General features: G+C 38.1%; 13 protein-coding genes. 4 read left to right on the top strand and 9 right to left on the bottom strand.

All coding sequences use genetic code 11. The annotated features are described in order from the left end of the window. Positions 1 to 19: 19 nt before the first annotated feature. The 9 genes from QZ379_RS02410 to QZ379_RS02370 all read right to left on the bottom strand — a co-directional run bounded on the left by QZ379_RS02410 (position 20) and on the right by QZ379_RS02370 (position 18,387). Positions 20 to 2,830: a SusC/RagA family TonB-linked outer membrane protein gene (locus QZ379_RS02410; protein WP_291557919.1), complete on the bottom strand. Its 2,811-nt coding sequence runs from the start codon at positions 2,828 to 2,830 to the stop codon at positions 20 to 22. Between the two features lie 15 nt (positions 2,831 to 2,845). Beyond that, positions 2,846 to 4,681, bottom strand: coding sequence for a RagB/SusD family nutrient uptake outer membrane protein (locus tag QZ379_RS02405; RefSeq protein ID WP_291557917.1), 1,836 nt, complete (start codon positions 4,679 to 4,681; stop codon positions 2,846 to 2,848). A gap of 14 nt (positions 4,682 to 4,695) precedes the next feature. After that, positions 4,696 to 7,755 (bottom strand): TonB-dependent receptor, encoded by a 3,060-nt coding sequence (locus QZ379_RS02400; RefSeq protein ID WP_291557915.1) that lies wholly within the window; start codon positions 7,753 to 7,755, stop codon positions 4,696 to 4,698. Between the two features lie 376 nt (positions 7,756 to 8,131). Continuing rightward, positions 8,132 to 9,721 (bottom strand): sulfatase, encoded by a 1,590-nt coding sequence (locus QZ379_RS02395; RefSeq protein ID WP_291557913.1) that lies wholly within the window; start codon positions 9,719 to 9,721, stop codon positions 8,132 to 8,134. Positions 9,722 to 9,751: 30 nt separating this feature from the next. Beyond that, positions 9,752 to 11,365, bottom strand: coding sequence for a sulfatase (locus QZ379_RS02390; protein WP_291557912.1), 1,614 nt, complete (start codon positions 11,363 to 11,365; stop codon positions 9,752 to 9,754). 88 nt (positions 11,366 to 11,453) lie between these two features. Beyond that, complete coding sequence (locus tag QZ379_RS02385; protein WP_291557910.1) at positions 11,454 to 12,842, bottom strand: hypothetical protein; 1,389 nt, start codon at positions 12,840 to 12,842, stop codon at positions 11,454 to 11,456. Positions 12,843 to 13,231: 389 nt separating this feature from the next. After that, entirely contained in the window at positions 13,232 to 15,019 is a 1,788-nt protein-coding gene (locus QZ379_RS02380; protein ID WP_291557908.1) for an alpha-L-fucosidase, read from the bottom strand. Then, positions 15,016 to 17,484: a glycoside hydrolase family 2 TIM barrel-domain containing protein gene (locus tag QZ379_RS02375; protein ID WP_291557906.1), complete on the bottom strand. Its 2,469-nt coding sequence runs from the start codon at positions 17,482 to 17,484 to the stop codon at positions 15,016 to 15,018. Before QZ379_RS02375 ends, QZ379_RS02380 begins: the two co-directional genes overlap by 4 nt. A 408-nt stretch (positions 17,485 to 17,892) precedes the next feature. Further along, complete coding sequence (locus tag QZ379_RS02370) at positions 17,893 to 18,387, bottom strand: carbohydrate binding domain-containing protein (RefSeq protein WP_291557904.1); 495 nt, start codon at positions 18,385 to 18,387, stop codon at positions 17,893 to 17,895. A gap of 222 nt (positions 18,388 to 18,609) precedes the next feature. On the opposite strand from QZ379_RS02370, the gene QZ379_RS02365 reads away from it, so the two are divergent. From QZ379_RS02365 to QZ379_RS02350, 4 genes are all read left to right on the top strand, one after another. Next, positions 18,610 to 20,472, top strand: coding sequence for a hypothetical protein (locus QZ379_RS02365; RefSeq protein ID WP_291557902.1), 1,863 nt, complete (start codon positions 18,610 to 18,612; stop codon positions 20,470 to 20,472). A gap of 239 nt (positions 20,473 to 20,711) precedes the next feature. Further along, a complete protein-coding gene (locus QZ379_RS02360; protein WP_291557900.1) occupies positions 20,712 to 23,735 on the top strand; it encodes a TonB-dependent receptor in 3,024 nt (1,007 codons plus the stop codon). 30 nt (positions 23,736 to 23,765) lie between these two features. Beyond that, positions 23,766 to 26,219, top strand: a complete 2,454-nt coding sequence (locus QZ379_RS02355; RefSeq protein ID WP_291557898.1) for a RagB/SusD family nutrient uptake outer membrane protein — start codon at positions 23,766 to 23,768, stop codon at positions 26,217 to 26,219. A gap of 17 nt (positions 26,220 to 26,236) precedes the next feature. Further along, positions 26,237 to 26,815: a hypothetical protein gene (locus QZ379_RS02350; RefSeq protein WP_291557897.1), complete on the top strand. Its 579-nt coding sequence runs from the start codon at positions 26,237 to 26,239 to the stop codon at positions 26,813 to 26,815. Positions 26,816 to 26,820: the final 5 nt, after the last annotated feature.

The raw sequence follows: 26,820 nt of genomic DNA, 5'->3' as shown, positions 1-26,820 counted from the left end.
TTTTCTTTTAGTATATAAATTAATAAGTTATATCAAATCCAAAAGAGAATGAACGGAACATAGGGTTACCGGTTATACCTGCATTTATATTCTCTGGGTCAACGTCTTTTATTGACGATAGAGTAAATAAATTGTCACCCTTTGCAAAGAATTTCAAGCCATTGGCACCAAATTTCTTACAAACTTTTTTAGGTAGTTGGTATGCCAGTTCTACTGTCCTTAGTTTGAAATATGAACCATTTTCCATCCAGTAATCAGAGTTTCTATAACTGTGACCTGTTGAAAGACTGGTCAAACGTGGGTATGTTGCATTGTCCTGGATGTTCCCAGTTTCAGGATTTACAATAGCTGTTCCAAGTACATTTACAGAGTATTTGTTTTCTCCTGTACAGAAATAGTATGAATTAGTCATCATTCTGTCAAATCCTGCAACTCCTTGACCTAACATATATAAAGAAAAACCTTTATACTCCAAATTGATATTAAGCGCATAGTTTACTCTTGGGAATGAGTTACCGATAAATACTTTATCATAATCATTGATAACATTGTCATTCAAGTCGTTTGTAACATTCAGGAACCTTATATCACCAGGTTTAATTTCTCCGTACAATGATGAAACGCCGTGGTCATCTATTTCTTGCTGGTTCTTATAAAGACCGTCCGAAACCCAACCCATAATGGCATCTGTAGATTTTCCAGTACGATTCTGGTGCTCATACAGATTATTTTCATCATAGACTTCGTGTATAGCTCTTGTAAACATAAAATTACCACCTATCTGATATTTCAGTTCACCAATTCTGTCTTTCCAGCTCATACCCACTTCAACACCTCTGTTACTTATTTCATTATAGTTAAGCATAGGATATACACTGCCATACCCTACATAACCCGGTATTAAGGTTTGAACATTTGTTGGTATATCATATCTATATTCATAGAAGAAGTTACCTTCCATGCTCAATCTGTTGCTGAAGAACGTACCTTCAATACCAATATTGGTTTCCCTTGATTTTTCGAAAGTGAAATTCTTGTTACCTATCTGGCTGGGTTTGAATCCATATTCAATTTCTGAGTTATTTTCGCCTACTCTATAGTTACCGTTTGCTGTGTAGAAGTTATCATAAACCATATAAGCAAAATTGTTGTCATATCCCATAACACCAAAGCTGCCTTTCAGTTTTAAGAAGTCTATCCATTCAATATCTTTCATAAACTCCTCATTAGATATATTCCAGGCAAGTCCGACTGCACCAAACAATCCCCATCTGTTTTCTTTCGTAAATTTGTCCGAACCCATCAGTGAACCGTCTATTTCAACAGCATATCTTCTGTCGTAAGCATAGTTGGCACGTAAAGCTATATTCATTCTTTTGTCATCCTGTACGGTTTTAGGACCGTCAAGAAGCATTTTGTCCATCTTTCTCTGTACGTTATAAACGAGGTTTGAAAGCACCTCATGCTTATCCCATCCTCTGCTGTAGTCTATTTGTCCTGTGACCCCAAAATTTCTGTAAGTATTATCACTGAATTTTGTTTCACTACCTTTTACTTCATCTTCACCAACCTTTGTAAAAGTCCCGTCATCTTCAAGGCGTAGTCTGGAATATTTATAAGTCTTACCTTTTGACAAAGCCGAAAATGCATCGTACGACATAAACAGTTTTGCTTTCAGTCCCGGAGTAATTTTATATAAGTTAAAATTTAAACCGATATTGGTCTGTGCATACGAGTTTTCATCGTCGGCATATCCTTTTCTTGTAAGTTCACCATAAAGGTTTGTGCTTTGGTTTTTACTCCATCCCAGCATGGTGTCGTCGCCATATTCTCCCATAAACAAAGGGTAGTCGTTAGGTCGGTGAGTGGAAATGGCATTGAAGAAATTATTATATGATATATTAGGACGTGACCACATATCCCAGCGTGCAGCAATATCCAGATATGCAGACATAAAGTCGTTAATCTTGTAATCAAGATTACTTCTTAAATTAAGTCTGTCGTACGAAGTTGATTTACCTACAGCTTCCAGACCGCCTTCGCCGTAATAACCAAGGTTAAGAAAATACCCTACGTTATTTTTATTACCGTTAACCTGAACATTTGCTCTGTAAAAGCTAGTATTAGGTTTAACAAATGTATCATAAAAATCCACATTCGGATAACGTAGTGGGTCCACACCTTCGGCATAACCAATCATATCTTCTTCTGTATAACGTGGAGTCAATCCGTCATTAATCATTGCCTGTCTGAAATACTTTACATAGTCGTATGATGAAAGATATTCAGGTGTTCTTGTTGCTTGTTTGAAACCATATTCACCTGTTGCCTTATATGTAGTTTTGCCTTTACCGCGTTTGGTGGTTATCATAATAACACCATTGGCAGCTTTGCTTCCGTACAGCATTTTTGCGGTAATGTCTTTCAATACCTGCACTGATTCTATTTCTTCGTTTGTTATACTTGAAAGCGCACGGTTGTTCATACCGTCAATAATAATCAACGGTCCGTCACCATTGTTCCCTCTTGAAAGTCCTCTTACTTTCCAAGTAAATCCTTCTGCACCGGGATTACATGAGCCGTTCATTACAATTAATCCTGTAGCCAGTCCGTTTATGGCTGAGTTCAATCCGAATTTATTGCTATGACTTAGCTGTTCTCCCGTAACAGTGCTTACAGCTCCCACATGTCTCTCTTTGTCTATCTTAGTATATGGGAGCGATATAATACTATCCTGCTGTCCGTCGAAAGATACAGGAGTATTATTTTGCGCGTATATGACACTTGTACCAAAACAAGTCATCAGTATAGATAAATATATATTTTTCATAATACTTTTTATAAATTACCAACCTGGATTCTGTTTGAAAACTGACATCATATTCATTGTAGCAATATCAAATGGATACCAGTAATGTTTATCTTCAAATACTCTGACAGCTACATCCAATAATCTTTTCTCGTATTTAAGTTCTCCGTTTACACTATGGATGTATGCACCGTATATACAATTTACATCTTTGAACAAATCTTTAGCTATTCTCCATCTTCTGATATCTGTCCATCTGTGGAACTCCTGATATAATTCTACAGCTCTTTCGTTATATATCCTTTTTCTGAAAGTTTCTTTATCTGTGGTATATTCAGGTCTTACGTCACACATACCTACTCGTCTGCGTACAATGTTTATGGCCTCTACTGCTGTTAAATCTGTATTTGGAACAGCTCCTGTAGGTCCGTATACTTCGTTTGCAGCTTCAGCAAAATCAAGGTACAACTGTGCTACCCTTATAAATGGGAATATTCTGTAATATTTTAATACGTTTTCCAGATTATTGTTTCCATTCCAGCGGTGCTTGTGATGGATATAACCTGTAAAAGTCAATTGTCTATTTTTAAACTGATTCCAGTGCCATGAACCTTCACTTGCGTCAAGTGTTTTAGGATGTTTGGCATCAGTCTTATCTTTCAAAGGATACATATCATCTCCGTGACAGTAGATAAACATTTTCAGTCTTGGGTCTCTGTTTGAGTATGGATCGTCAGGGTTGAAATCACCGCGTGAATCATTAACATCCCATCCTGTAGATGTCTCAAACCAGTCAACAGCATTCTGGGTTGGAGAATTGAATACTGTCCATCCCCCGTCAAAGAACGGAAGATACCATCCTGTGCCACTTCCACCATATTGTTCGATTACTGTCGTGTGAGTTAGAGGTGGTTGAAAGAGTGCTTCATCGCTTATTGGATGGATTTTTGAATAGAAATTCTCAAAATAGTTTTCCTTGTCATACATTTTATATCTTGTACCCTCCAGACTCTTTATAGCTTCTATTGATGCTTCAACAGCCCGTTTGGCCATATCTATATTATACAATTTTGAGTCAGAGCCGTATGGATTAAGGTCAGGATTCATGTTAGGACTTGCCGCATAAAGCAACATCATGGCTTTTAGAGCTTTTGCCGAAGCCTGAGTGGGACGACCTTTATCACTTGCATTTTTCCATTCTGTAGGAAGATATTTAATGGCTTCATCCATATTGCTTATCATCCATTCAGCTGATTCCAGATATGTAGGTCTGGCTACATCAAAGTCCTCATTATTATCGAAAACTCTGTCCATTATAGGCATACCTCCATATCTGTTTATTATCTGGAAGTAATGCCATCCTCTCAGGAAATAGCATTGTCCTAATAACTGGTTCTTCAATTCTTCGGGAGTATAACCGATTTCTTCGGGGAAAACAGTTAGTAAATCTATATTTGCAAGACATTGATTTACTGCACGGATGGCAGCTACAGCTTCACCGGCAGGCTCTCTGTTGTATCCTCTGTTGGCCGCATTTGTTGCAGAAGATTCATTCTGATTTTTAAAACCGAAATCTCGTCCTTTATAATCCAACCATAATCCCGGATTTACAGAATTTACTGTAGGCACACCTCCTTGCGCAGCCTGAGCTTCATCCGAAAACCCCCCAACTTCACAGTCCCAGTCGAATCTGTCAAATACGTAATTATGAACCAAAGCCGTTGCTCTGTCCATAGCCCCCCTAAAATTGTAATATTCGCCATATACTTCTTCCTTGGTAATACCCATCTCAGGATTTACATCAAGAAAATCCTCACAAGAGGTCATGGCTGCTATTGCTAAACTGTAGAGTATATATTTTTTTATTTTCATAATCATTCTTTTTTTTATAAAGTTAATCTGAAACCAAAATTAAATCTCTTGGATATAGGGTAAACTTCAAGTTTATTAGCTTCCGGGTCAAATGAATCTGGCAAGTCTGACCAAGTAAACAGATTCTGACCGTTAGCATAAACTTCTATGTTTTCCATCAAGAAATTCTTTTTCTTTAACAGACTTCTGAAACTATATTTCAATTCGAGATTACGTAAGCGCAAAAATGCACTGCTTTGTGTGCAATATGTACTTGTCTGCTGGTTATGGCTGTGCTTTTCGGCATGTAGAATCGGATGACTTGCATCAGGATTTTCCGGACTCCAGAAATCAAGCTGTTCGTTGTTATGAAGCATAAATCCTGACTGAACTGTTGTATCCCATTCCCAAAGGTATGCTCCTGAAACATATTTTGAAAGTCCGAACATACCGTTGAACATTGCGGAAACACTGAATCCTTTATATGAGAACCCTAATGAAAATGCATACGTTTTGGTCGCATAACTAGGATCTTTAATTGGAATCCAGTCATTCTTGTCAACAATACCATCGCCAGTGTAATCCATATAAATAAGGTCGCCCGGTATAAGTCCTGTTGTATTATATGAAGATACCGGATAGTTATAAATATCATCCCAGTTCTGGTAAAGTCCTAAATCAACAAGTCCTGAGCGCCATCCGATAGGTTTCCCTGCCTGGCGAAGGTATTCCGGAGTTGATTTGGCATCATCTCTGAAAACTATTCGGTTTTCTGTGAGCGACATATTTCCGGTAAACCAATAGTCAACCTTTCCTATTTTGTCATTCCATTTCAGCTCAATATCAATACCGTGATTCTTTGTTTTACCAAGATTTGCCTTTGGTGCTGAGTTTCCGAACCAATATGGTACAGTATTTCTTTGCATCAGTATTCCTTCACGTCTTTCGTTAAACAAGTCAACCGAACCTCTTAGTCTGCTTTTTAGGAATGTCATTTCTATACCGATATTCTGTTTGATTGCTGTCTCCCAAGTATTATTTACATTTGCCGGTGTTCCTTCAACATATACAGTTCCTATACCTGAAACCGGTTCGCCGTAATAAACATTACTGTTGTACGATGAGTATGTTGAAAGGTATGAATATCGCTGTCCGCCAAGTCCTCTATCGGAACCTATTTCTCCATACGAATATCTGATTTTAAAGAATTCCAGTTCTGGTAAATGATCTTTAATAAACTTTTCTTCCGAAACAACCCATCCCAACGCTACTGAAGGGAAGAAACCGAAACGCTTGCCCGGTGCAAAATTTTCATTACCATTATATGCACCGTTGAATTCAAACAAATATCTGTTGTCATATCCGTATGTTGCTCTACCAACCCACGATTCTTCCAGATTTGGGAATGAAACCTTACTTTGGTATTTTCTTCTGTTCATCAACGCTAAGAGACTGAAATCATGTTTACCAATTTTATTTTTATACAGTAATGAAAATTCGTAGTATAGACTCTTGTTGTAGTCTGCCAGATATTCAGCATTTACTCTTGGTGACTCAGGTAATTGCAGAGGGTCTTTCTGTATATATCCTGTATTATCCGGATTAGGGTGATAATATATTGGTTTAGCATCAATTGAACTGTCGTATCTTCTGTAATAGTTGTACGATAGTTTGGCAGTAAACTCAAGTCCTTTGATAATCTGCTGTTTAAGAATAAAGTCGGAGTACAGTCTGTTGCTTCTCCTCATCCACTGTCCTTCTTTTTCCATCATTGCCCAGTAATTAGGGTTCTCTGGAGTATTAGGTTCTGTACCTATAAGTCCGTCACTGGTAATAGGAGGAGCTCCAACCATTGCAAACTGATATAGACGAGCTAAATTTTCACCTCCTTGGGCTATACCACCATTACTTCCTTGTGTAATATAGTTACCATTCCAGTCCTTAACGTCGCCCGACAGTTTCACAGAGAATTTTGTAGTCTTTGTAAGATTGAAGTCCAGATTACTTCTCCAGTTATATCTTTTCTGGTAAGTACGCGGGTCAAATTCACTCTGTTTTTTTATGTCGAAGATATCACCGTCGTAGTTATAACCAAATGAAGTAAAATATTTCACAAAGTCATTTCCACCAGATATATTGAGGTTATAAGCCTGCGACTGACCATTTGTAAGAAGATAATTAATAAAGTTAGTGTAAGAGTAATAGTCCATATCTCTGTTCGGATCTTCCCATCTTGCAATTTCTTCTTGTGTATGAAGTTTTGAGAAACTGTTTTCATTTATAAGAGCCAGATTATGATGTCTGAGATTTGTAGGGTAGTCAGTAATATAATCTGTATCAATAGTAGGACTCTTTATACCAAAATTAGCCGAGAAATTAATTTTGGTTTTACCCTTTGCACCTTGTTTTGTTGTAATAAGGATTACACCATTTGCCGCCTTAACACCATATACCGCAGTGGCAGACGCATCCTTCAACACAGAAATTGATTCAATTTCATTAGGGTCAAGGTCGTTGAAATCACGTTCCACACCGTCAACCACGAAGAGAGGTGAACTGTCAGTCCAGGTTGATTGTCCGCGAATCAATATATTTGCAGCTGTAGAACCCGGCTGTCCTGCAGCCTGCATAGTAGATACACCAGGCATGATACCAGTCAATGCTTCAGAAACAGTTGTAACATTACCAGCCCTAAGCAAGTCTTCACCTTTTGCTTGAGTAATAGATCCAACGACACTTTCCTTTTTCTGCTGACCGTAACCTACTACAACAACTTCTTCAAGAAGTTCCGAGTTCTCGCTTAATGTTACATTTAATGTTTTCTGTCCTTTGTAGGTAAAAACTTTAGTCTGCATACCTACGTAACTGAATTCAATTTTTTCCCCTTCTTTCAAATTATTAAGAACATATTGACCGTCGAAGTCAGTAATAGTTCCGTCTCCTGTTCCTTTAACTAATACCGATACACCTATCAGTCTTTCATTATTGGTATCAGTTACATAACCTTTTAATGTCTGAGAATAAATTTCTCCCCATAGAAGATTAATACACAGGATAATAAAATAAATAAATTTGTTTGATTTTTCCCGTTGCATAATTAAAATTGTTTTTTTAGTAAAATTATAAGGTAAAAGATTTTATTATTATGATTCCCTAATATTCTAAATCATGGAGATCGGATAGGAATTTGTTTGGTTAAATGATTTAAAAATTGTGTTCTCATAATTGCATTTTTTTGTAAGTTTTTGCAAAAATGCATAAACCAATTAAATTTTATAGGTGTGTTTTTCTTTAATTTTAGAGGGGTATTTTTTATAATAATGCGATATCAGTTATTTATAGTTTCATAATGTAGGGAATGGATATTATGAATATTTATCAAAAATAATTTAATGAACCGTTCTCATTTGTTTAAGAACGGTTCATATCACCAACAAAATAATCATTTTAATTATGATAAAACACAAAGTATTACAATAGTTGCTTCTCTATTATTTCTTTAATTTTCGGATACTCTTCATCAGTATCACCGGTTTGTATTCTCAGTTCTTTAAGTTTTGCTTTCAAGCTTTCGAATACATCCTTGTATTTAGGGTCGTTTACTACATTATGCATTTCCATAGGATCCTTTTTCAAGTCGTAAAGTTCGAAAGCAACAGGAGTAGGAGCGGTAGTATTGCTTCCCTTAGTTTTTCTCTGCCATGGCATAGTAAGTTCGTTCTGTCTGTTTTCGTCATAATGACGTCCATAGAACAGAATAAGCTTGTAATCATTTGTTCTTATACCAATATGAGCAGGAATATCATGATGAATCATGTGCATCCAGTATCTGTAGTATGTTGCGTCCCTCCAGTTTTCAGGTTTCTTTCCTTTGAAAACAGAAGCGAAGCTTTTTCCGTCCATATATTCTGGTGCTTTACCTCCCGCTATTTCAATAAGAGTTGGAGCGAAGTCGATGTTATTAATCATCAGATCGCTATGTTTTCCTCTGTCTTTCTGTCTTGGATCCCTTACTATAAAAGGCATTCTCATAGATTCTTCGTACATCCATCTCTTATCCATAAGGTCATGCTCTCCCAGCATCATACCCTGATCGCCTGTATATACAATAATGGTGTTGTCCCACAAACCTTCTTTTTTCAGATAATCGAAAAGTCTTTTCAGGTTTTCGTCTACACCTTTAACACATTTCAAGTAGTCTTTAAGGTACCTTTGATATGCCATATAAGTATCTTTTTTCTTGTCTCCGGTATTTATTTTATACATATCAACATAGTTCCTGTACTGATGTCTTTGCGAAATAGAAGTACCTATGTAGTGTCTTAAAGAGTCATTCTTTCCTCTTGTTGCTTCCGAGCCCCATCCGTCCTGATTATATAGTGATTCAGGTACCGGTACTTCCACGTCATCAAGAAAATCGGCATAGAACGGATTGTATTCAAACATATCGTGCGGAGCCTTATAATGATGCATAATGAAGAATGGCTTGTTCTTGTCTCTTTTGTTTTTCAGCCAGTCCAGAGTTATGTTTGTAATTACCTCCGATGAATACCCTTGAGATGTAACCTGATTTTTTGGCCATTTTTCCTCCTCTACTTCATTTGTAAGGAAAGTAGGGTTGAAATATTCACCCTGACCTCCGTGACCGTTAAGAACCTTATAGTAATCAAAATTAACCGGTTCATTTTTCAGATGCCATTTACCCACCATGGCAGTCTGGTAACCCATTTTCTTGAATTCTTTTACCAGATACTGTCTGTCGGTACTCAATGAGTCATCTAATGTAAGAACCTTGTTATGATGCGAATATTGGCCGGTCATTATACATGCACGGCTAGGGGTGCTTATTGAATTAGTACAGAAACAATTGTCGAAAATCATACCATCGTTTGCCAAGGCATCTATATTCGGAGTGATATTCAATTCGGCAAGACGGCTACCATATACACCTATTGCCTGCGATGTATGGTCGTCCGACATAATATATATAACATTCATCTGCTTTTCTTCCTTACATGAAACAACAATAGGCAAAGCAGCTAAAATAAGATATTTATTCATCTCCAATAAAATTTTATAATGAGTCCTTGATTATTGATTTTTTAAAGCGTTGTCGATAATTTCTTTTATCTTAGGATAATTCTCGTCAGTATCGCCAACTTTTTCTCTAAGTTTTGCCAGACGCACTTTCATATCTTTCAGAACATCTTTATATTCAGGATCATTTGCTACGTTCTTCATTTCCATAGGATCCTTTTTCAAGTCATAGAGTTCGAAAGCAACCGGTGTCTGTACTACTTTATGACTACCTTTGTCTCTTAGCCACCACATGGAAGGAGTACCCATAGTCTTTTCGTCATAATGTCTTCCGTAGAATAGTATAAGTTTATAATCTTTTGTTCTTATACCGATATGTGCTGGAATATCATGGTGAATCATGTGCATCCAGTATCTGTAGTAAACCTCATCTTTCCAGTTTGCCGGAGTCTTACCTTCAAATACATCGGCAAAACTTTTTCCGTCCATATATTCCGGAGCCTTACCGCCAGCCAGTTCAATCAGAGTAGGTGCAAAGTCTATATTATTTATCATTAAATCGTTGTGTACGCCTTTTTGTTTGGATTTTGGGTCTCTCACAATAAAAGGCATCCTTATTGACTCATCATACATCCATCTTTTGTCCTGCAGGTCGTGTTCACCAAGCATCATACCCTGGTCGCCTGTATAAACAATAATTGTGTTTTCCCAAAGTCCCTCTTTTTTCAGGTAGTCAAACAGTCTCTTCAAGTTATCATCCACGCCTTTAACACATCTCAGATAGTCTTTCAGGTATCTTTGGTATGCTTCGTAAGTATCCTTTTCAGGGTCACCTGTATTTATCTTATAGTCCTCTGCGTAGCTTCTGTTCTCATGTCTTCTTGAAATTGAAGTACCGATGAAATGTCTCAGAGAGTCATTTTTCCCTCTTGTAGCCTCAGAACCCCATCCATCCTGATTATAAAGCGATTCAGGTACAGGAACTTCTACATCTTCAAGATAATATTTATATCGGGGAGCATACTCAAACATGTCGTGAGGAGCTTTATAGTGATGCATCAGGAAGAAAGGCTTGTTCTTGTCACGTCTGTTTTTCAGCCAGTCAATAGTTATATTTGTGATAACATCCGAAGAATATCCATTTGTCTTCACCTGATTTTCAGGCCATTCTTTGTTGCTTAATTCATTTGTAAGAAATGTGGGATTAAAATATTCACCCTGTCCTCCATGACCGTTAAGAACTTTGTAATAATCAAAGTTTGCAGGCTCGTTTTTAAGGTGCCATTTACCCACCATGGCAGTCTGATATCCCATTTTGCTGAATTCCTTCACAAGATATTGTCTGTCCACGTCAAGTTTTTCGTCAAGAGTAAGAACTTCGTTATGGTGAGAGTATTGTCCGGTCATTATGCATGCACGGCTTGGAGTACTGATAGAGTTTGTACAGAAACAATTGTCGAATACTACTCCGTCACTGGCCAGTTCGTCAATATTAGGAGTAGGATTAAGTTTTGCCAGACGGCTTCCGTAAGCTCCAATAGCTTGTGAAGTGTGGTCGTCCGACATGATGAATATCACGTTCATCGGTTTTTCCTGTGCCATACTCCACACAGTAGGTACGGCGGTAAATACTGCAGCCAAGCTGCAGTTAAAATTTAATTTTATCATGGTATGTAAATTTTTTATTTAATGATAAACTTGTTTTCCGGTTGTAATACCCTAAAAATGTATCGTTCATATTTCGTTATATATAGGCTTATAAAGTTTTCAAAACATATGAATCTGTCTGATAAGCCTTATTTATATCAGTTTCATTTTTCGGTAACAGATATGCTACAATATAATATACTTTATCTTTATCATATTGTATACTATATTCAAAATTGAAGCCGGCATATCCGGCAAAGAGTCTTTTCGAATCTCTACAAATCTCTTTTTTGTCTTTATCGTATATTACTAGTACAGCATTACAGTCATAATCTGCAGTATATATCAGCTCAGTGCTATATTTGTTTTCTTTATTTGTGAATATTCTGCTTACCTTATTTGTTATATTAATTTTATTGCCAAACACTTTATTGTGGCTTTCTTCAGCTTCCTTGTTAATATCAATAAGTTTATAAGCTCTTACCCAGTCGTAATATGTTTTGTTTTTTGTTTCATCTGCAAGCTCTTCATCGTCAGGAAGATCTATCCATGGGTATGGATAGGTTTCCACTACCATGTTCACACCCATAGGTTCAGTAAAATAAAATGGTTCATTAGTGTTTCTATTATAGAACTCTACACTTCCTGATTGGGTGTTGTTTAGATAGAAAGTGGCTGAACTTTTGTCTTTCCACCAGCAACCATACACATTGAAATCGTCCGATGGTACACCTCCATCTTCTCTGTATAGTCTTGTCTCCTTTGCTCTAATGTCTTTCTGTACATTTTCTCCCTCGGGAGTAAACCAATAATGAACATTTGAATTCATTCCTTTATAAAAGAAATTCCCGTTAAAATCGCCTGTCCTTCCAATACATTCGCAAATATCAAGTTCTTGTTTATACATCCCTGGGGCTGATCCTTCAGGCTGATTTCCTTTGGTAGGAAATTTTCCACCTCTGTTTGATAGCCAGAACGTCGACGAAAGTGTAGTCTTATTAGCTTTGAATCTGCATTCATAATAGCCATAGTGCGCTTTTTCTTCTTTAGAAACCACAGCTGCGCATGAAACATTGAATTCAGTTCCATTTATAATTTTCGGACTTTTCATTTTTGTACCCTCAAGAACCATACATCCGTCCTTAAACGAAACTCTTTCCTTTTCAAACAGACCTGGCGCACGTCCTTTCCACGTAGGATGTGGATTTATCCATTTTGACTTATCCAATTCACCTGAATTAAAATCATCTGTAAACATATCATTTACAATCCATCTTTGCCCGACAGGTGGTAAGGGAATAGTTTTTATCTTTTCACTAACCGGAAAAGTATTTTCAGGAAGTTCATCAACATTATTGTTATACTCACTTCGCTGATTATTGACAGATTCTTCCAGAGTCTCTTTTTTTTCATTTCCCGCAATAACAACTTCATTAGTATTTGCAAGAGTTATTGAAGTCAAGATTAATAAATTTGTAAGGCAGATTCTTTGTTTCATGATTTTCATTCTAAATTTTACAACAGTAGCAGAACTTAATCTGCCGCCGTTGTAAAAAAAATAAAAAAAATTACTTCACTTGTTTTTCATTTGTAATAAACATATACAAATAAAGTTTGTCTAATATTTATATTTTATAGTAATTGTAATATGTTCAATTCAAATTATGCGTATAGGTACATGTAACTATCTTTGTTTGTATATACTTTCTTAAATATATCTGTGTAACAAAATTATGATTTTCTTATGGATGATATAGTGGGTATTTTAAAAAATAAAAGTAGGTGTTTTCGTCTTTATATAATAATTTTTTTACTTATGGACTGAATTGATATAATATAGTCAGATGCTTACTTAAATATTCAGCATCTGACTATAAAAACTAATTATTATACTTTGTTCTTATAAACAGTGTTATTGTCTGCTTTTAGAACATATGTCCTCATATTCTTTGTATCTACATTATGAGTGAACACTTCTTCTTTTACTGTTGCTCTGTCAATGTTTACGCTCTGCATTTTTCTGTCATCGTCAGCAGTACTTTCCAGATTTACCTTAACAGTTTTGTCTCCGTGGTTCATAATTCTTACTGTAGAAATAAGCTTGTTGTCGGTCTTGTCAATTAACGGTTTAGCAGTTACAGTACCGCTAAGTTCAATTTTAAGAACGTGAGCATAGTCGGTAGGCTGCTGTTTTGGAAATTTCACTTTCAAACCTCCGTCTGTAAGTTTGTACTCAAGATTTTCGTCAGAACCAAGCATCTTTACAGATTTAATTTTGACATTCTCAGTAAATTCTTTTGCAAACGATTTTATCAGCACTTCATCGGCCCAAGCCAGTGATATCGCATACACATTGTTGTCGCGAGTTGTGAATCGGATATCCTGAGCAGTGTATTCGGTTTTTTCATTATCTGTCATGTAACCTGCAGTTCCTTTGTTTTCACCTTCGCCGGGAGTAACCCATGGACGTGAACTGTATATTGCTTCACCGTTAACTTTAAGCCATTTACCTATTTCGATAAGTACATTTTTCTGCTCATCGGTAATTGTACCATCAACTTTAGGTCCTACGTTTAGCAACAGGTTACCGTTTTTACTTACAATATCAACAAAGTCGTCAATAATGTGGTCCGGAGTCTTGTTTTCTTCGTCAGGACAGTAACTCCATGATTTTTTACCTATTGATGTATCGGTTTGCCATGAGTGTTTACGTATTCTGTCGCTCTTTCCACGTTCAATATCAAATACTTGAATATTATCACCATAACCGAATTTTGTGTTTACAACCACTTCCTTACCCCAATCGCGAGCATTATTATAATAATATGCCATGAACTTATAGAAAGTAGGTTGGAACGGATATTTACCTACAGTCCAGTCGAACCATATCAGTTCAGGCTGATATTGGTCGATAAGTTCGTATGTATGCAAAAGGAACTCACGTCTTGACTTTTCATTCGAACCTTCATATTTTCCGTAGTAAGGAGTCATACCTTTACCTTCCGGCTGGTGCAGACGTTCGCCGTAAAGAGAAATACTCATATCCTGAACATCCGATGGAGTCTGCATGCCATATTCATAGAACCAGGCATTTTCGCAGCGGTGTGATGACAGACCGAAATGAAGACCTTCGGCTGTAATAGCTTTCTTCAATTCGCCTATCACGTCACGCTTAGGTCCCATATCCACAGCATTCCATTTGTTGAACGTACTGTTATACATAGCAAATCCGTCATGATGCTCGGCTACAGGTACCACATACTGCGCACCCGACTTCTTGAAAAGCTCAGCCCATTCCTGCGGATTGAAGTTTTCTGCCTTAAACATTGGTATAAAGTCCTTATAACCGAACTCTGTAAGCGGACCGTATGTCTTAACATGATGCTTATTTATGGCATGTCCTTCCTTGTACATCCATCTTGAATACCATTCGCTGCCGTATGCAGGTACAGAATAAACACCCCAGTGAATGAAAATACCGAATTTTGCATCTTCAAACCATTTTGGAATTCTGTAATTCTGCGTTATAGATGCAGAATCAGGCTGGAAAATATTTGTCCCCTTTGGGGAAGCCGTAGTTTCAATGTTCGGTTTATACTCCGTATTGTTACAGGCACATAAGCATGCAAGTGTCGCTGCTGCTATAGAAGTACGTATTGCTTTCATTTCGTTCATTTTTTATTTTTTTTTACATTAACTGTTGTTGTCGCTTGTTCAAGCCCTTTTGATGTGGCTGTAATGTTCGTTATACCTTCTTTGTCTTTGTCCGACTGTACAATAAGCATACACATTCCGCTGAAAGCTTTTCTCTTAGGTTCGATGAATGATTCCAGAGTAGCTGCATTGCCGTTTCCTACAGCTCTGAAGTGTCCTGCACCTTCTACACTGAATTCCACCAGATTGTCGGCTTCAGGGCATAGATTGCCGTCCTTGTCTTCAATTCTCACAGTAATATACGACAAGTCTTTTCCGTCGGCAGTTATTACCTTTCTGTCCGGTATTAGTTTTATCTGTGCCGGTTTGCCTGCTGTCCTGATTGTTTTTTCGGCTTTCAGTTCACCTAATTTGTTGTAAGCCTTTACTGTGAGTTCTCCCGGTTCGAAGGAAACATCCCATGAAAGGCGGTATTTAGACTGGAAAGTTTTCGGTCCGTAATGATTGAACGAAACCAGTATTTCCGTAAGGTCTCTTCCCTTGACACGCTTTCCGAATGACTTTCCGTTCAGGAACAGTTCTGCCTCATAACAGTTGGTATATACATATACAGGTATATTCATCCCTTTTTTCCAGTTCCAGTGTGGAAGTATATGAACCATCGGCTCATCTGTCCATTGGCTTTGGTAAAGATAGAATCGGTCTTTAGGCAGACCGCAGAGGTCTACCGCTCCAAAGTATGATGACCTTGAAGGCCAGTCATCGTTCCAGTATCCGTGAGTTGAGTTGTCCCTTCCTCCGTATGGTGTCGGTTCTCCCAAATAGTCGAATCCGGTCCATACAAATTCACCCATAAATCGCGGGTTCATTTCCTGGAAGTAGAATTCAATATCAGGTGGATATGCCCATTTTGGACCGATAAGGTCGTAGCTTGTAACCTGATTGGTACCATTCTTTTCGTATTTTTCTATAGGCAGGTGATAAACACCTCGGCTGCTTGTGCACGATGAGGTTTCTGAACCATATAAAGGAAGGTCGGGATAAAGTTCCTGTACTTCGGCATATTTGGCCGGTTTATAGTTCATTCCCGCAATGTCTGTCTGCTGCGCCATATTGTTGTGGAATGGGGCAGGGTAATGATTGAACCCACATGTACTTGGACGCGTAGGATCAAGTTCACGGCAAATGTCTGCAAGATATTTTGCTACTGTAAATCCTTTGTTTTTATCACTTTGTTCCAAAATCTCATTACCTATGCTCCACATTATTACCGACGGATGATTTCTGTCGCGCATTATGAAGCTTGTAAGGTCTTTTTTACTCCACTCATCGAAATACAAGTGATAACCGTTGTCCACTTTTGCCTTTGTCCATTCGTCGAAAGCTTCGTCGAGTACTACAAGACCCATCTTGTCGCATAAGTCAAGAAATTCCGGTGAAGGAGGGTTGTGTGATGTACGAATGGCATTCACACCCATTTTCTTCATAATCTGAAGCTTTCTTTCATCAGCTCTAACGTTGACTGCAGCTCCCATAGGACCGTTATCGTGATGAAGACATACTCCGTTGAATCTTATTTTTTCACCGTTAAGGAAGAATCCGTCCTTCGTAAAGCTTATTTTACGGATACCGAAGTCGGTAAAATATGTATCTGTAAGGTTTTTTCCATCATATATTTCTGTTTTCAGTCTATACATATATGGATTCTCCTGACCCCAGATATTCGGATTCGTAACATTTATATATGCAAGAGTTTTTCCCTGTTCCCCGGCAGCTACTTCTACATTATCGTTTAATCTCGCTACCGTTTCCCCCTGAGCGTTGACAATGCTATGCCTGATATCGAATTCCCCATTGCCGGACGTTGCGTTTTTCACAGTTGTTTCTATCTGTACTACAGCTTTTGGCTCGGTTACAGTGGGAGTTGTTACATATACTCCGTGTTCTGGTATGTAAACCTTGTTGTCTACCCTTAACCATACATTTCTATAGATACCCGCACCGGGATACCATCTTGATGACAGATCTCTCGGGGTAAGCTGTACAGCCAATACGTTTTCTTCACCTATTTTGAGATGTTTCGTTATATCTATCTCAAACCCGGTGTATCCGTAAGGATGTTCGCCCACCTTTACTCCGTTTATCCAAACCTTAGCTTCGCTCATTGCTCCGTCGAAGCCTATTCTTACAATTTTGTCCTTCCATTGTGCATCCCCAATGAATGTCTTTCTGTACCAGCCGGTACCATGAAATGGCAGCCCGCCGCATCTTGCGTTGTACTTGCTGTCGAACGGACCCTCTATTGCCCAGTCGTGCGGCAGGTCGAGTTTTCTCCAAGAATCATCATTGAACAAAACCGTTTCAGCTCCTTTGATTTCACCTTTAAAGAAGCGCCAGTTTTCGTTGAACGATATTCCGTCCGTTACGGCTTTTAAGTTATTACCAATCATGGACGACAGGATAATCATTCCTAACAGTCTTTTCATGAAATTTTTCGTTTAAATAATTTTCTCGCTGCTAAGTTATTTTTATATATAGTAATACAAGGGGGGATTTTATATCCATTTAGGGTGAAAAAAAATCCCCCCCCCCTAAATTGTGTTTTTTCTGTCGAACCATTGTTTGGAAAACGTCAGTTCGTTTGAACAAAAACGTCGGTTCGTTTAATTTCAAGCGTCGGTTCGTTTTTGATTACAAGTGTAATATGGGAAATATAAATAACAAACGGAGGATGCCTCTGTTCTGCCTCCTCCGTTTGTTACCCTAAAAACTTCTTTATTATACCTTTAAAATACCTTGTTGACAAAAAAATAATTAACCATAATACTGTGGACTGCAATTAACTGCATCAGTACTTATTGTTGCTTATTTAACTGTTAATCTTGTTTTGATTGTTATTTAATTTTTTCAATTTTTACATCGTCCATGTAGAATGCTCCGCCTTTACCTTTTCCCGGTACAGCTGTAAATCTATATACGAAACCGTTCTTTTTAGCGTCAAACTCTACTACTGTGGCCTTGTAAGCATTTCTGTCTTTGGCAATATTTACATCCTTAATTAATTCCATCTTCTTTGTGTCGGGATTGTAATATTCCACTCTCAGGCACGGAGCTTCACCCCAGCTGTATTTTGTATATGCCGTAATTCTGTATTTTGCACCTTCAGTGTATTTAATGTTAAACCCTTGCCATAAACCGTTGTTAACCATGGCGGCGTATATGCCCGAGTGTACATTCTTTTTTTCTTTGATAACTTTGACTTCTTTTTTCTGCCATGTGTTCCAATTTTCTGTGTTTCCATTTTCGAAACCTGCATTTTTAAATTCCTGAGCATTAGCTGATATTCCTGAAAATAATACAGCCATTAAAGGTAAAATTAGTTTTTTCATTGTTATTATGATTTATTTGTTTCTACGATTGCAAATTTACATATAATAATGTATATGCTACGGGGAATTTTCCCTTCTAAAAAGTGGGGTTTTTGAGTGGGGCGACAGTAAATGTATTAATTGCGATATATCCCCCTATATTTAAGCTTTTATCCCCCCTGCCATTCGCTCATAATAAAGTAATTTTGTATACAGTTAAAATTTAGTGCTAAAAAAGGAAACATGAAAAAATTGGAATTAATAGAAATACACCCTGTCTTGTTTGGTATATTGTTGCCGGTAATGACTTATTCGCAGAATGTCAAAGTAACAGCAGACTTTTCAGTGTCTAAAGAATATGGAGCAGTAAAATCTCTGGAACGTGAAAAATATTTCAATTCACATAATTCTCCGGGAAATGAATTTTCTGCCGAGGAGTGGGATTATCTCAATAAGGTAAAAATGGGGATAGGCAGAGCGTTTATGATTCCGGGTGGTGGTGCATCGGTTGCAAATGGTATGTCGACAGAAATGTTGAAGAAACATGCAGCAAACTGGGGAAAGTTCTCCAAGAAATATCCATGCTATTCGCCCGATATGTATAAGGATATGATAGTGACGTCTCATCCCACTCCCGGTAAAGTGAAGAATTATGCCTTTCACTGGAAAGGTACCAATGCCGATTATACAGAGGAAGCAAAACTTATGGCAGATTTCTTTAAAATTCAGTTTATTGATAACGGATACTCTTTGCCGGGTTATTATGAACCCATGAATGAGCCATACGTTCATGCTTCCGATTACAGAAAAAAAGGTATAAAGGAAGCTACTGATGAAAAAGTAAGGAAGGAAATGGCAAGGTATCATAAGGCTGTTGCTATGGAACTTCACAAGCATTATCCTGAACTTAAAGTGGGAGGATTTGCATCGGCATGGCCATTTGTGGAAGGTTTTCATTCCGACTTCCAGCACTGGAACGAACGAATGAAGATGTTTATTGATACTGTAGGTGATGAGATGGATTTTCTGTCGGTTCATATTTATGACGGAAAGAATGTAAAGGGTGAGGATACTTTCCGCAGCGGAAGTAATATGGAAGGTATTATGGATCTGATGGAAGGATATACATTTATTAAATACGGACATGTAAAACCTTTACTTATTTCCGAACACGGAATGACCCGCCCCGACTGGCTTACACAGCCTTATTCTGAGGAAAGAGACTGGAAGATAATACGTTCGTTAAACCATCAGACAGTACAATTCATGTCGCGTCCCGACAATCTGTTGAAATGTATACCGTTCATATCGGGTAAAGCATCATGGAGAAAAGACCCGAATCCTTATCCGTGGGTAATATCAAAAAAAGATGCAAAAGGAAACTGGGAGTGGACACATCTTGTAAAGTATTTCGAGTTCTGGAGCCGTTTGAAAGGTAATTATTCAAAAATAAACAGCTCGGAGATAGATATTTTACCCCTTGCTTTCGTTGACGGAAAGAAAGCATACGTTGTATTGAATAATCTTGAAGAAAAGAAAACCGTGAATCTTGATGTGGCGGTCTTAAAGAACAATACGGTAAAGAATATAAGTGTTAGTCGCCTGGCACAAAAGAATGGTATTCCGGTGCTTGAAGAAGAAAAGCTGAAGAATGGTAAAAATGTGGTTATAGACATAGATAATGGTGAAACCTGTATTGTGGAGTTTGAGTATAAAAACAGGATTAGCAGAAATGGTGTAATTAAAAACCGCAAATTCTACGCTTCATCATATCTGAAACCTGTTAAGCCGGGAGAAAATATTGGTTTCGATATAAATATTGATAAAGGAAGTATTGACAAAGCCGTATTGCAGATTGGTATAGCACGTCCGGTAGGCCAGAAGGTAAATCCGGAACTGCATGTTAACGGCAAGAAATATCAGTTCCCTACCGATTGGAAAGGTTACGATCAGAAAAACCGTACGAAGGAAGGGTTTTTCGGGGTAATTGATATTAATATTGATAAAAGCGATATAAAAGCCGGAAAAAATAGAATATTGCTCAAATTCACCGACGGTGCCGGAACAGTAAGTACTGCAGCTTTAAATGTGGACTACATTAATTAACAACTATAAAAACTTTTAACCATGAAATTTAAATTAGAAAAACGGCAATGGAGTATACTTCTCATGCTATGGATTGCTTTGGCCGGTTTTGCACAAAAAAAGGGTACGTAAATAGAACTGTGTCAACCCTTTAGCCTGTCATTTTTTGGGTTTAATATTACTTTGGATTTATTTGATTTTCAGATATTTATCCGAAAGTAAAATTAGAGATAATTTGGCTTGTTAGGGATTGACACAGTTTGAATTACTATCTCCAAAAAAATGCAAGGCTGGCAGGAACAGTGCTTTCCGATACAGACGGTATGCCCATTATTGGTGCAAATGTATTTTGTAAAGAGACCAAACAGGGTACGATAACCGACCTTGACGGTAAGTTTTATTTCAACAATCCTAAAAAAATCAAGACTTTAAGAGTCAGTTTCGTAGGATATGTAACTCAAAACATCCAGGTTAGACCCGGTGTGCCGGTAGTGGTAAGTCTGAAAGAGGATATTGCACTTATTGACGAGGTTGTTGTGGTTGGTTACGGTGTCCAGAAAAAGAAAGAAGTGACCGGAGCTGTCGGCTCTGTAGGTGCCGAAGAACTTTTAAAGACAGCCGGAGCCGATATAGGTTCTGCAATGCAGGGACTTGTAACAGGTGTAAACGTGCAGGCTAGTTCGGGTGAGCCGGGAAGTATGGCCAATGTACAGATTCGAGGTATAGGTTCTGTTTCGGGTAATAATCAGCCACTGTACGTTATCGACGGTATACCATACGACGGTGTTCCTTATATAAATTCTAATGAAATTGAACGTATGGACATCCTGAAGGATGCTGCATCGGCATCTATATACGGAACACGTGCATCGAACGGTGTTGTACTTATTACCACCAAGCAGGGGCAGTCGGGAAAAATGAAGGTTAACTTTAATGCATATTATGGTATACAAAACCTTATGCATACCGATATACCGATGTGTAATGTGGCAGAATATAATTATGTAAATTATCTTCGTACCGGCCATAAGAACGGAAATTTAGGATATCTTCAGTTGTACTATAATCCTTACGGGGCCAAGTATGATACAAACTGGCTCGACAAGCTTATCGTAAACAATGCCCCCATGCAGGAATACTCATTAGGATTTTCGGGAGGTAGCAAGGAGTTTGTATATAATCTTACTGCAACATATTTTTCGCAGGACGGTACAATGATAAATTCCGATTTCGACCAAGCTTCGGTAAGATTTAATTCCACATTTACCAGAAATAAATTCAAGGTGATAACCTCTTTGTCCGGTAATGTAAGGAACCGTACCAGATTCCCCGGTCAGGCCATAACATATGCTGTGGCTCAGAAACCGTACTATAATATTCCTTTGGACGGAAGTACAGAAATATTTGTTTCGGATGATGACCCTACATCATCAAGTGCATCGCAGGCGGCTCAAAACATGGCTAATATGAGCCAGAAATTTGTGCAAGAAAACAAAGAAGAAAGTACGTCGGCAAATGCCAATCTGCAGATTATGTATAATCCGATAAAGGGACTTACTGCAAGTGCTAAACTTGCTTACATGATGGGAAATACATTCTATTCGGAATATATGCCAAAGATGACGGTATATATGTCGGACGGTTCTTTGAGTAATCAGAGCGACAAATTCAGGTCTTATCTTATCAACAGATTAAACAGAAGCAACAAAATAAGTATGGAGTATGCACTTAACTACACTGCATCCATAAAGAAAAAACACAATATCAATGCTTTGCTGAACTTTTCGTACGAGAAATCGGAAAACGGAATGTTCTATGCCAAGAACTTTGATATCCTCTCCAATGACATCAAGGTGCTTGATGCGGCAACGGGTAATGCCGTGGCTTCAGGTAATGAAAACTGTGAGGTGCTGATAGGAACATTGGGCCGTTTACAGTACAACTACATGAGCCGTTATATGTTGAGCTTATCGGCCCGTCTGGACGGTACATCACGATTCTCGTCATCAAACCGTTGGGGGTTATTCCCGTCAGTAATGGCAGGATGGAATGTCTCGGACGAAAAATTCTGGAAACCGTTGAAGGAAACTGTTAATACATTCCGTTTGCGTGCGTCTATGGGTATGACGGGTAACAACAGATTCTCCAACCTATACATGGCGCAGACTGTTCTGGAAGAAAAATATAATTATATTTTCGGTGATGAAGAAAAAGTAGCTCTCGGTATGATACAGAAAGCCTTGTCGAACGAAGACCTTAAATGGGAGACATCTATTTCAAACAACATTGGTTTTGACATGGCATTCCTGAACAATAAGATAACATTTGGTGTAGACGCATATATCGCAAACAAGAAAGACATGCTTTTCGATGTTTCTGTACCACCGTCTGTTTCGGGTGCAACAAATCAAAAAGTGGTTTTGAATGTGGGAGATATGAGGAATTCGGGTATAGAATTGGACTTAAAATACAAGATGCTTAGGAAAAAACATAATCTTACACTTGGCTTTAACTGGTTTACAAATTCTAACAAGGTCACTAAAATATCGGATGAAACGGACATGATGTTTATAGGCACGCAAATAAACAGTATCAGTATGCTTGCCATAAAGAAAGGTTACCCAGTAGGTTCATTCTTCCTTATACCTACCGAAGGAACTATAAAGAATGATGAAGAGCTTAAGGATTATATTGAAAGAACAGGCGATGCTACGGCACATGTGGGTGCTATGAAATATGTAGATACCAACGGTGACAAACGAATTAATGACTCCGACAGAGTTTATTACGGAAGCGGAACTCCTGAATGGGAAGCGAGCTTTAACATTAATTACTCATATAAGAACTGGGACTTCTCTGCACAACTGTATTCTGCCATCGGAGGTAAAGTTATGAATGTAACCAAGCAGATAGCTTTTGAAAACGGAACTCACAGAGACCTTATTTATTCTTGGAGTACAAATAATCCTACATCGGACATACCTCTTGTCTATGAATCGAAGGAGGCAAGTTACCGTATATACAGCGATTTCTTCCTTGAGGACGGTGATTTTATTCGTCTGAAAAATGTAACTTTAGGATATACACTTCCTAAAAATGTCTGTACCAAATTGGGAATTTCCAACTGGCGTTTCTATATATCGGGACAGAACTTGCTGACATTGAGCAAATATACGGGTTTCGACCCTGAAGTGGGCGGTAACGGACTGTCAACCAAAGGTATAGACAACGGCAGTTATCCGGTAAGTTCGCAGGTAAGAATAGGTACCCAGCTTACTTTCTAATTCATTCTTTAATAAAAACTGAATCATATTATGAAGTACATATATACTTTACTTTTATTGTTTTTTGCATCCTCATGTGTGGATGACTTAAATCAGTCTAATCCTAATAAAATAGAGAAAGATAGGTTTTATGAGGATATTGACGATGTTAATGCCTCATTAAACTCAGTTTACAGTGTGTTAAGGGCAAGCAATACATTAGGCGTTACTGAGGAACCGTTGCGCAGTGACATTGCCATAACAGGAAACAGACGAGGTGTTACCAGCAGTAATTATCTGTATAACCAGAATTTTGACTTCACTACTGCACAGATTAACAGCAGATGGGCTTATCTTTACAGAGGTATATTCTATTCAAATCAGGTTCTTGAGGCTGCAGACAGGATAGAGAAGCAAAAAGGTGAAGAAGGATTGGGCGAAGCTGATGCTGCCAAAATGAAGCTGATAAGAGCACAGGCACATTTCTTCAGAGGACTGTTTCATTATTGGGCTTCGTATCTGTATAACAACGGTGAGATTATAATAAGGACTTCTGTTCCACAGGATCCTGAAGATTATCCGGCAAAACGTTCCCCGAAAGCTAAGGTTCTTGAGTTCTGTATTCAGGAGTTCCTTACAGCTTATAAGGATCTGCCCGAAAAATGGAGTTCAAAGGAGCTGGGACGTGTTACCAGCGGTGCTGTAGCGGCATATCTTGGCCAGCTTTATCTTTATGAAGCCAATTATGAAGAAGCAAAAAAATGGTTTAAGGTTGTAATGGATCACCCGGACAAACCTACCGAAGAACCGTATTACAAAGAAGGAGCAGAACCTTATAATTATGAGCTTACTCTTAATCTTGACGATAACTTTTATGATGTGCACGAGTTTAACAGTGAGTCTATTTTTGAAGTCAATTATTCCACCGAATTCTATCCTGAAGAAGGCGGTAACAGTGACACAGGTCTTGCAAACTCGTTCTCTAAAGCAATTGCTCCTAACGGACAGGGCAGCAGCATTGGCGGTAATAGTGCTGTTTTGCCTCCGTTCTGGCTTATGGATTCGTTGAGAAACGAAAAAATGGATTTTAACGATACTCGTAACTTTATCAGCTACGATGATCCTGACTTGGGTGAATACCTGAATCTTCCTTATATACTCGATGCTACAGGAAAGAAAATAGTATCGGTAACAAAACATAAAAGGAAAATTCCGTTGAGAGCAGTGCAGACTGTAGCTTTTGTTGATGATGACTGCGAATCTTTATATTATGGATATCCGCCCTACTATTGTGAGAACAGAGTAGCCGGTAAGTCGATAATAAGTTATAACAGTGACAACTATTCTTATTTCAAGAAATTTACCAATTGTAAAACTCTGAAAAAAGAAGATATTGTGCTGAGCCGTTCAGGTATAAATTTCCGTCTGATGAGACTTGCCGATGTGTATCTGATGTATGCCGAATGCCTTATTGAAGGAGGTATCAATGAAGCGTACGTACAGGAAGCTCTTGACTATATCAATAAAATAAGACAAAGGTCGGCTCTGGTACTGCGCGGACACAAATCGGCTTCAACAGGTATTGACGCGTCAAGATATAAATATACAGGTGACGGACCTACATACGATGAACAGGACTATACTGCCGCTCAGGTGATGAATGCTCTTATGTGGTGCGAACGTCCTTTGGAGTTGTGTCTTGAAGGTTTCTCCATGCGCTCGATAGACCTTAACAGATGGGCAAGGCGTTTTAATGACAATGATTTTGTATACAACAGATACAGATACATTAACAGTTTTGAATATCTTAGCAGAACGGTTAACGGTGTGGGACAGAATTATTGTTTTTATGAACAGTACAGAAATGAACCGAATGAATCATTCCTTACCGATGCAGAAAAATCTGCTGGTTATAAGGTACCGGTTACTGCCGCACCGAACTATACCCCTCATATTTATGAACTTTTGAACAGTAACGATGAAGTTGTAGCATATATTCAATTTGGAAACTTAACGCAGTTCCAGCTCCAGAAAGGAGGTACAAACAAGCCTTGCATGGACAATACTCGTGAATATATTCCCGGTAGTGGTATATTTTATATAGACCACTTGGTTAAGCGCTGGAATGACGCTACTGCTTCGCAGATTGAAGACAGAATGCAGTATGTACTGAATTTTACCGACCTGCCTCTGCTGTCGTATAAAAGTACCGAAGAACAGTTTGCCATTGATGCAGCTGCTTTTGGTCTGAAACAGGGACGTAAGATACAGGAAGGTACATATTACGTAAAGAACGAAAAGAACGGAAATATAAAAATAGCTGCCCCAGTAGCTAATGCAACCTACAGGCTTCCTTTACTGGAAGTAGGTGAAGTGCCCGGTACTGATGCTAAAAGCGATTTTGACAATGCAGTCTTGAACTATACGTTTGAAGCGAATTTTACATACCCTATACCTCAGACAGAAGTTCAGAATAACCCAATGGTAAACGAAATTAATGAATAATATTAAAATGAATTATTATGAACAGAATATATTTATTGTTTTTTGCACTGATAACGCTACTTGTTTCTTCATGCTCGAAGGAACCTGACTATAAACTCATTGATTTTGCCGATTTTTCGATGGTACCGATAATGAGACAGCTTGGTGACGATGGTAGCTGTGGGTACCCTAATACAGACAAAGTGGGAAGCGGTGATCCTTATATAATGAAGAATCAGGGTGATGTGTTATCCTTTCTTGACATGTCGGTGGGAATGACCGACCATAAATTCATAATTTCGGAAGGTTGTGAATATATTGATACCGAAGGCAATGCTTTGCCGGGACTTGAAACGGAAGATATAAAAGTGCATGTAAGGTTCACTCAGCCGGGCATTCACATGGTATCGGTGAGAGATAACTTTGACAAGCCTTTCAAATTTGCCTACAATGACTACAGAAAGGACGGAACAACAGATTTCAAGCAAGCCGGTGGAGGTTGCTGGAGTGCTTACGATAAGGATGGAAACACTATAAAATCGGGCGATATAGTAAACGGTGAAATATTTTATACTATTTACATATATGTAAAGGAAGTAGTTCAAACATCTAAATAATAGCG

It is taken from the genome of Bacteroides sp. (assembly GCF_019417265.1).
Classification (GTDB): Bacteria; Bacteroidota; Bacteroidia; order Bacteroidales; family Bacteroidaceae; genus Phocaeicola.
Note: the sequence above shows the minus strand (reverse complement) of the source record. Positions and strands in the feature narration are given on the sequence as shown.

Bases quoted from the DNA above. Each gene is read 5' to 3' on its own strand.
- QZ379_RS02410 (WP_291557919.1), bottom strand. From the start codon at position 2,830: ATGAAAAATATATATTTATCTATACTGATGACTTGTTTTGGTACAAGT.
- QZ379_RS02405 (WP_291557917.1), bottom strand. From the start codon at position 4,681: ATGAAAATAAAAAAATATATACTCTACAGTTTAGCAATAGCAGCCATG.
- QZ379_RS02400 (WP_291557915.1), bottom strand. From the start codon at position 7,755: ATGCAACGGGAAAAATCAAACAAATTTATTTATTTTATTATCCTGTGT.
- QZ379_RS02395 (WP_291557913.1), bottom strand. From the start codon at position 9,721: ATGAATAAATATCTTATTTTAGCTGCTTTGCCTATTGTTGTTTCATGT.
- QZ379_RS02390 (WP_291557912.1), bottom strand. From the start codon at position 11,365: ATGATAAAATTAAATTTTAACTGCAGCTTGGCTGCAGTATTTACCGCC.
- QZ379_RS02385 (WP_291557910.1), bottom strand. From the start codon at position 12,842: ATGAAACAAAGAATCTGCCTTACAAATTTATTAATCTTGACTTCAATA.
- QZ379_RS02380 (WP_291557908.1), bottom strand. From the start codon at position 15,019: ATGAACGAAATGAAAGCAATACGTACTTCTATAGCAGCAGCGACACTT.
- QZ379_RS02375 (WP_291557906.1), bottom strand. From the start codon at position 17,484: ATGAAAAGACTGTTAGGAATGATTATCCTGTCGTCCATGATTGGTAAT.
- QZ379_RS02370 (WP_291557904.1), bottom strand. From the start codon at position 18,387: ATGAAAAAACTAATTTTACCTTTAATGGCTGTATTATTTTCAGGAATA.
- QZ379_RS02365 (WP_291557902.1), top strand. From the start codon at position 18,610: ATGAAAAAATTGGAATTAATAGAAATACACCCTGTCTTGTTTGGTATA.
- QZ379_RS02355 (WP_291557898.1), top strand. From the start codon at position 23,766: ATGAAGTACATATATACTTTACTTTTATTGTTTTTTGCATCCTCATGT.
- QZ379_RS02350 (WP_291557897.1), top strand. From the start codon at position 26,237: ATGAACAGAATATATTTATTGTTTTTTGCACTGATAACGCTACTTGTT.